Genomic DNA, 7,752 nt, shown 5'->3' on the forward strand with positions numbered 1-7,752 from the left:
GCGCCGATCGGACGCTGCGCTGGTATATCGAGGACGTGTGGGGACACTTCGACGACGACCACACCCGCCCGGGCGCACCGCTGTTTCCCTCCGAGCGATGCAACGGCGACGGCTCGTGCTCTCGGGTTGGTGATGACACGCTGCGACGCGGGCTCGGCGCCGCAGCGACGAACCACCTGCCGAACTGGCCGGGTAAACTCACCCCGCACGTACTGCGGCACTACTGCGCCTCGCAGCTCTACCACGACGGCATGGATCTCATCGCGATCCAGGAGCTGTTGGGGCATTCCTGGATCGCCACGACGATGCGCTACGTCCATGTCCACCGGACCCGGATCGAAGATGCCTGGGCTGCTGGGCAGTTGCGGGCGGCGCGCCGGTTGGAAGGACTGATCTGAGTGCGCTGGAACCTGCGGCTCGCGGCGGCAAACCGCGGCATCTGGAAGGCATCGGAGCTGCAGCGCAGCCTCGCCGAGCGTGGCTTGGTGATCTCGGCCGGGAAGATGTCCGGCTTGTGGTCGGGCCAGCCGGCCTCGATCAAACTCGACGACCTCGATGTCATCTGCGCGGTCCTGGGTTGCCCGGTCGGCGAACTGCTGCTGCCCGAACCGGAGAAGGTCGCGCAGCCGGGCGACACGGAGAGCGCACCGGCTGCCGCGGTGTCGGGCGCCGCTCCAGTGGTGCCCCGACGGCGAGACGGCCGCTCGCTGCCCCCGGCGTGATCGCTGGTGCGTGAACACCGCGACGCGCGCAGTTGCGGCACCTGCTTCGCCTGGGGCGTGCGCTGGCACGAGACAGAGTGCAGGCCGTGCTCTGAGTTCGCCGCCCGCCACCTGGAGGTCGCCGACTGCGGTGCCTGCGGACGCCGATTGCCGCTGATGAAGGGTCATTGCCGGCCGTGCTGGGCGCAGGCTCAGCTGGATCGGCCGACCGGTCCCAACACGATGCTGCTGCCCTACGTCCGGCGGGTTCGGCACCACCAACTGTGTTTCGCCGGGATGCCGCTGAAGCGCACCGCCCGTCCGCGCACAGAAACTTCCGAGGCCAGGCCGGTGATCGCGACGCGGCCTGGGACTCAGAGGGTGCAGTTGCTGCTGTTTCCCGATCTGCGCCGCGCCTACCGCTACGGCATTGTCGACCGGCGGGACCGGCAGCCCCCAACCAACCCGTGGCTGCGCTGGGCGCTGCACATCGCCGCGACGATGGCCGAGGCCCGTGGGTTCAGCCCCCAGCTGACGCGGACCTTGACCCGAAACCTCACGATGCTGTTGACGTACTACATCGAGGACGAACTGATCCGCTACTCGAGCTATCAACCGGTGCTGACCAGCCGCGGCTCCAGCGTCGCCCAGACCACCGAGGTCCTGCAGACGATGGGCATCCTGCTCGACGATCGCCACCCTGTCTTCGACCGCTGGCTCGATGCGAAGCTCGCTGACATCGCCCCGGGAATCCGTGACGACACCCGTCGGTGGGTCCAGCTGATGCACATCGGCGGCCCACGCACCCACGCCCGTAGCCATCGGACCCTGCGCGGCTACATCGACTTGCTGCGGCCGGTACTGCTGGACTGGTCGGCCCGCCACGACCATCTGCGCGAGATCAGCCGGGACGAGGTCGTGACCGCGATCAAGCCTCTGCACGGCATCCGACGCCAGATCACGCTCGTGGCGTTGCGGTCGCTGTTTTCCTGGGCTAAACGCCGGGGCGTCGTGTTCGCCAACCCCACCAGCCGCCTTCGTGTCGGCGACGTCGACCGCGGAGTCCTGCAGCCGCTCACGACCGACGAGATCGCCCGCACGGTTCGCGCCGCGACGACACTCCAGGCACGCGTCTTCGTCGTCCTCGCCGCGGTGCACGCCGCCCTGCCAGGCGCGATCCGCGCGCTGCACCTGTCCGACGTCGACCTGGGGAACCGGCGCGTCACTATCGCCGGGAGGAGCCAGCCTCTGAGCGAGCTGAGCCACCTGACGTTGCTCGCCTGGCTGGACCACCGTCGGCAGAACTGGCCGAGCACGGCCAACCCGCACCTGATGATCAACGCGATGACCGCGATCGGCACAGGACAGGTCAGTCACGTCTGGGCGAACCGGACGCTGAACGGGTTGCCCGCGTCCCTGGAGCGGCTGCGCATCGATCGACAACTCGACGAGGCCCTCGTCAGCGGCGCTGACCCGTTGCACCTGTCCGAGGTGTTCGACCTCGACGCCAAGACCGCGGTCCGCTACACAGCGTCCGCCCGCCAACTCCTCAAACGGCCTCACGAAGACGCCTCGACCAGTTCCGCGCGAACCGACCGGTCCGCACCCAAAGATCCGGTCAACCCACCCGTGGGTTCGTCCTGAAAACCCCTCACTTCGCATGAACCCGCGGGGCTCGCGGGGTGGGCGAAGGCGAGAATGTCGCCGTGCGCGCGCAGGTGCGGCACCGGCAGGCCGCGAACCGTGGCGCGGTGCCGGGTGCGTTCGTAGTCGGCGGCCGCTGCTGCGCTCGGCGCGGGGCGCAGACGGCCCTCGCGGATCGGGGTGTGCAGGGCGACGATGTGCTGCAGGTACAGCAGGTCGGCGTGCTGGCAGGCGGCCACGATCGCGCCGGTCGGGTCGACAAACCGACCCTGATTCCAGTCACTGTGCGTGTACACCGCGAAGATGCCGCCTGAGCGCAGCCGGTGGGCCGCTAGCAGCGCGAGCCGGTCCAGCGGCACCGTCTCAGCGGCGTGCGCGGGCAGTGACACGAGCACCAGATCCGCGCGCTCGCCGCGTTCCGATTCCGGCGCCCCGGGATCGTCGGTGCCACTGGTGTGCACCGGTGCCGGAGACGACCCTGCGAGGGCCGTCAACGGGTCGGCGGTGTCCGTGACCAGGTCGGCCCAGAACGGTCGCGACGACACGACGGAGACGTCCGTGGACGGGTCGAGAGTGAGCGTGTCGGCGGTCCGGCCGAGCGCGTGCACCGCCTCGCGTGCCGCGGTCACCGACGCCTCGCCGCTCGCCGGGACATTGTCGGTTCCGCAGGGCGTGGTGACCGCTGCGGAGGGTGTGCCGATGTCGACCAGGACGACGTGCGCACCGGGTGCGGTGAACGCCGCCGTGATGGTCTCGATGATCGACACCGGCCAGGTCGCGTGGACGTCGATGGGCTCCGGTCCGCACGTCCAGACCGTGGCGGGAGTCGGCGTCGACGAGGGCGGCGTGCGCCGCCGCGACGGTGCCGGCGAACCCGGGGGGCGCGAGGTCGCGCGGGCCCGGCGGACATGGGCCGCGGTGGTGGTGTGCGTGCGGGCTCCGGGGTAGGGAGCGCGGTCGCCCCCGCGCCGGGTGCGCGGTGGACGAGTCGAGTCTGTCCAGTGACCGGGATGGCCATTCGGGGACGGCGAACGCTGGGCCATGAGGGGGTCCTCCTCGGACGAGAGCAGCCGGGCCAGGGTCCGGCTGGAGTCGTGCTGTTGTGGGGCAATACCGGGAGAACCCCGAATTTGCGACACTCCCCGTCAAAAAACTGAAAAAGACCACCTTTGTCCTTCTCTGGCGACACCCGAACTGACCAAGGAGCAGCTATTCGGCGGGCTTCACGGACACACGTCCTTCGGCGGCATTCGCGCACACCAGCGACGATCCTAGGAATTTTTATCTCGCGCAGCCACAGGCGCGCCTCAACGAGATCAGAACCTTTTCGAACATGAGGCGCCACGCGGCAGCCCTCTCCGGCCCGCGCGTGTCAATGCTGCTCGAGGGCCCTCTCAATGGCGCCTCAAAGATCAACAGCGCCGCGCGGGGCGCATTTCGCGCTGTTCACAGGTTTTTCGATTTGAGGCGGTTTTGAGGCGCCCGTAAGGCGTTTGTGTCGCGGTTTTGAGGCGGTTGTGATGCGCCCTGGATGGCTTGCTGATGGCTCACCACTCGGCCGTATTTCTCAGGGGAGCTGTCATGAGTTTTCGTTCGCGCGACAACGAGGGCCAGGAGCGCGTGTATTACGTGCGGGCCCATCCTGATTTCGTCACCGATTCCGATGTGTTCGCGGTAGCGCGATCCAGCTTCGCGTGGCTGGTGACCGGGCCGGACCCGATCAGTGTCGATGGCCGCGAGATCCCGGGGCTGCCGCCGCAGCCGGTGCCGCTGGATGAACTCGGCACGCTGCTGCTGGCCGGGGACTGCGACCAAGTGACGCGGGACGCGGCGTGGGCGTATCTGATCACCCGCGCCCGCACCGAAGGCGGCACCTGGACGGTGGCGTGTGTCGGGCTGGCGCTGCCGGTGCTGCTGCGGGTCGCGGCGATCGTGACGCGCCGGTTCACCGGCGACACCCACGATCTCAACGCCGCCGTGGTTACCGGGTTCCTCGCCGAGTTGCGCGAGGTCGATCTGGTCCGGCCGGCGATCCTGGCGCGGCTGTACTACGCGGCCTACCGCGCCGGGCGCCTCGCGCTGCACGAGGCCGTGGGCGGTCCGATCCCAGTCGCCGACGTGGGGTTCGATTCGGCCCCGCCGCCGCGCCCGGAAGGCCACCCCGATCTGGTGCTGGCCGCGGCGGTGCGGGTCGGTGCGATCACCGCTGACGAGGCGGGCTTGATCTCCGAAACCCGCGTCGGTGAGACGTCGCTGGCCGAGGCCGCTCAGGCGCGGGGCATGTCGTACAAGGCAACCGCGAAGATGCGCGAACGCGCCGAGCCTCGCCTCGCCGCCTACCTGACCGAGCTGTCCGCGGACTCCCCGGCGATAGCGCCGGGCGACCGGCCGGGCTCCCCTAACCCACCCCGTGCACGCCGCGCTCACGCCAGTCGGCGACGGACCGAGCAGACCACCGGCAGACACCGCACGAGATTGCGCAACGTGACCAGGGCCGCAGCCGTGGCGGAGAAAAAAGGGCGCCGAGCCGTGTCGCAAAACGACCCGAAATCCCGCATTGCCTCGCGCGGGATCCGCCTGCCCGCAGACCGCCGTTCCCGCGCCCGCCGCACCAGCTCCGGTCCGGGCGCGCACACAAGCCGGGAGGTCCGCTCATGCGACTGACACCACCTCGCCGTCATCGCCTTCGCCCACCGACACGTCGGACGGCGTCGCGCCGCCCTGGATCCCCGGCACCGCGACCGCGCCCCAGATATCGACGGTCTGCGACCTCGACGGCACGACGGGCAGGGAGGCGCTGCGCGGGTTCCGCCGACACCACAACCGCGCGGACCCCGGCGCGGGCACGGCGAGGGGCGCACCGTCGCCGTGTCGTCCTGCTGATCGGGTGGCTGGTCGCCGCCGGGGTGCTGCTGTCGTCCGCGGTCGCGCGCGCAGAGACGGTCCAGATCGTCGCGCTCGCTCAAACCGTCGACGAGGTCCTCAACAACATCCGCAGCTGGATCATGGGGATCCTCGCTGGGGTCGCCGTGGTGTTCCTGACCATCGGCGGGCTGCGCTACCTGATGGCCTCCGGCGATCCGGGCGAGGTCGAGAAAGCCAAGGGCGCGTTCAAGGCCGCCGGTATCGGCTTCGGCCTCGCCGCGCTCGCCCCGCTCGTGGTCGAAATCCTCAAGGGCATCGTGGGCGGTGTGTGAGCCATGAGCAACCGTCACCGCACACCCGCAGCCCGGCCACCCACCCCGATCCGGCGGCACGCGAGGACGCCCGTCGTGCGCCCCGCATCGACCACCAAGGCAGGCCACGGCGGTGACAGCGTGCGCACCGGTCCCGGTCCCGGTTCCGGTCGGGACAAGCGGCTCGAGGTCGGCCCATCCCACGCCCCGGCGACGTGGCGTTCCGGGCGGATGCCGCGGCGGCGCTGCGCCCGGGTGCTCACGGTGCTGATGGGGGTGCTGGCGGCCGTGGCCGGGATCGCCCTCACCGTCCCAGCCACCACCATGGCGCAGTTCGCGGCAGCGGCACCACTGGTGCCGCCCGCGCAGCCGCCGGTGATGCCGCTGCCCCCGATGCCGCAGCCCAGCTGCGGTCCTGACTCGGCTGATCCCGCATGCCTGCTGCCCAGCAACACCCAGCCGCCGAGACCCCCGGGGCTACCGAGCACGCCGCTGGTGCCGCCGCCGTCGCAGCCGCCGGTGTCGTGCTTCCCGGGCGCATTGATGCCCGAGTGCAGCCCGGCCGATACCACCCCGCCACCTACGTCGGTGCCCGCGACGTGTGAAGGTCCGAACTGCATTCCGCAACTGACCCCGCTCGACCCGCGCGCGCCGGGCGGCATCCCGGCGCCGGGTGCAGGCGCAGGAGAGCGGGCCGGCGAGTGCGGCATCACCGACCCGATCGCGTGCGTCACCGAGGCTATCGACGAGTTCTTCCGCAACCTGGTGGCGGACGCGTTGAACCCGCTGTTGGAGCTGTTGGGCCAGACGCTGCTGACCACGCCCGAGCCGAGCGCGCTGCCCAGTGTCGGGCAGCTGTGGACCGAGTCGTGGCAGATCCTGCTCGCCGTCTACGTGATCCTCGTGCTCATCGCCGGGATGGTCGTCATGGGCTACGAGACCCTGCAAACCCGCTACACCATCAAAGAGATCGGGCCCCGGGTCGTCATCGGGTTTCTCGCCGGAACCCTGAGTTTGTTTCTCGCGACCAAGGCGATCCAGATCGCCAACGCCCTCGCCCACGCGGTGATGGGCGAAGGGGTCAGCCCGCAGGCCGCGGGCGACGCGCTGACCGACATGGTCCTCGGCGCCCTCAACGGTGGTGGGCTCTGGCTCGTTTTCATCGGCTTGGCCCTCGCGGTGATGATCATCGTTCTGCTGATCACGTTCATCGTGCGGGTGATGTTGACGATCCTGCTGATCGCCGCCGCTCCGATCGCGCTGATGTGGCACGCCCTGCCCCACACCGAGGGCATCGCGCACGCGTGGTGGAAAGCGTTCGGTGGGGTGCTGGCCATCCAGGTCGGCCAGTCGCTGGCGCTGGTGGTCGCGTTGCGGGTCTTCTTCGCCCCGGGCGGGTTCACCGTGTTCGGCCCGACCATGAACGGGCTGGTCAACCTGCTGCTGTGCCTCGCGCTGATGTGGGTGCTGATCAAGATCCCGTTCTGGTGCCTGCGACCGCTCAGCGGCGGAGGCCGCTCGATGCTCGGCTCGCTGGTGCGGGGCGCGATCGCCTACAAGACGATGGGCCTGCTCGGCGGCGCCGGCGCCCTGTTCGGCGGCGCAGGCGGCAAAGGTGGCGGGCCCCGCGTGCGGGGCGGTGCTGCTACTGCTGCTGCCGCAGATCCTGCGTCCACTCGCGCGGGCCAGTTCCTGCTGCCGATGCGAGTGCGCCGCGCACGCCCCGGGCCGCGCCGGTCTCCGCGCCTCGGGGAGTTGCCGGACACCGGACCGGACCGGAAGGCGGGCCCGGGACAGATGTCGCTGTTCACCACGAGCGGGTCCGGTGACGAGCGTGAGGTGTCGGCGAACCCGCGGGCGCTGCCGCCGGACTCGCTGCCGGGTGCGCTGTCGCGCGATCAGCTCGGGCTCCCGATCACCACACGCCGGGAGCCTGAGCGGGTGGGGCGCCGGTCGGTGGCCGACGACCTGGCGGAGCGGACCGCTGGCATGCCGCCGCCGGTGTCGCAGCCCGGGTTGCTTACCAGCGATGGGCGGGTCAACCGCCATGCCCGTCCGCCCGCACACCTGCCCCGCGCGCTGGTCGCGCCGGGCGCCGGGATGCTGCCCATCCATCTGCGCCCCGCACCTCCGCGCACGCCGCGGCGGACGCTGGCCGACGACCTCGCCACCCACACACCGCCCAGCCCGCCCCGGCCCGGTCTGCCGGGGGGGGGGGGGGGGCGCGGGGG

General features: G+C 70.6%; 9 protein-coding genes. 7 read left to right on the forward strand and 2 right to left on the reverse strand.

What is annotated here, in order from left to right:
• From D0C15_RS33350 to D0C15_RS33360, 3 genes are all read left to right on the forward strand, one after another.
• Positions 1–398 (forward strand): tyrosine-type recombinase/integrase (locus tag D0C15_RS33350; protein ID WP_162830387.1); only part of this gene is annotated, 398 nt, incomplete at its 5' end.
• Positions 399–722, forward strand: coding sequence for a helix-turn-helix domain-containing protein (locus D0C15_RS33355; protein ID WP_116052031.1), 324 nt, complete (start codon positions 399–401; stop codon positions 720–722). It begins immediately after the preceding gene.
• Between the two features lie 6 nt (positions 723–728).
• Entirely contained in the window at positions 729–2,345 is a 1,617-nt protein-coding gene (locus D0C15_RS33360; RefSeq protein ID WP_116052032.1) for a site-specific integrase, read from the forward strand.
• On the opposite strand, the gene D0C15_RS33365 is transcribed toward D0C15_RS33360, so the two are convergent.
• Positions 2,261–3,112 carry a hypothetical protein gene (locus D0C15_RS33365; protein ID WP_245976517.1) on the reverse strand — a complete coding sequence of 284 codons (852 nt, stop codon included), beginning with the start codon at positions 3,110–3,112 and terminating at the stop codon, positions 2,261–2,263. The two genes, D0C15_RS33360 and D0C15_RS33365, sit on opposite strands and share 85 nt — an antisense overlap.
• Between D0C15_RS33365 and D0C15_RS33370 the strand changes: the two genes are divergently transcribed.
• Positions 3,102–3,293 (forward strand): hypothetical protein, encoded by a 192-nt coding sequence (locus tag D0C15_RS33370; RefSeq protein ID WP_162830388.1) that lies wholly within the window; start codon positions 3,102–3,104, stop codon positions 3,291–3,293. The two genes, D0C15_RS33365 and D0C15_RS33370, sit on opposite strands and share 11 nt — an antisense overlap.
• Positions 3,294–3,926: 633 nt before the next feature.
• Positions 3,927–5,009, forward strand: a complete 1,083-nt coding sequence (locus D0C15_RS33375; RefSeq protein ID WP_116052034.1) for a sigma-70 family RNA polymerase sigma factor — start codon at positions 3,927–3,929, stop codon at positions 5,007–5,009.
• Here D0C15_RS33375 and D0C15_RS35565 read toward each other — a convergent pair.
• Positions 4,998–5,126, reverse strand: a complete 129-nt coding sequence (locus D0C15_RS35565; protein ID WP_281270753.1) for a hypothetical protein — start codon at positions 5,124–5,126, stop codon at positions 4,998–5,000. The genes D0C15_RS33375 and D0C15_RS35565 overlap by 12 nt on opposite strands.
• Before the next feature lie 95 nt (positions 5,127–5,221).
• Between D0C15_RS35565 and D0C15_RS33380 the strand changes: the two genes are divergently transcribed.
• Both D0C15_RS33380 and D0C15_RS33385 read left to right on the forward strand, forming a co-directional pair.
• Positions 5,222–5,542 (forward strand): Mbov_0395 family pilin-like conjugal transfer protein, encoded by a 321-nt coding sequence (locus D0C15_RS33380; protein WP_116052035.1) that lies wholly within the window; start codon positions 5,222–5,224, stop codon positions 5,540–5,542.
• A 3-nt stretch (positions 5,543–5,545) separates the two neighbouring features.
• Positions 5,546–7,752, forward strand: a 2,207-nt coding sequence (locus D0C15_RS33385) for a TrbL/VirB6 family protein (RefSeq protein WP_245976521.1), incomplete at its 3' end; no start/stop codon positions are given.

The organism is Amycolatopsis palatopharyngis (assembly GCF_003385185.1).
GTDB classification, from domain to species: Bacteria; Actinomycetota; Actinomycetes; order Mycobacteriales; family Pseudonocardiaceae; genus Amycolatopsis; species Amycolatopsis palatopharyngis.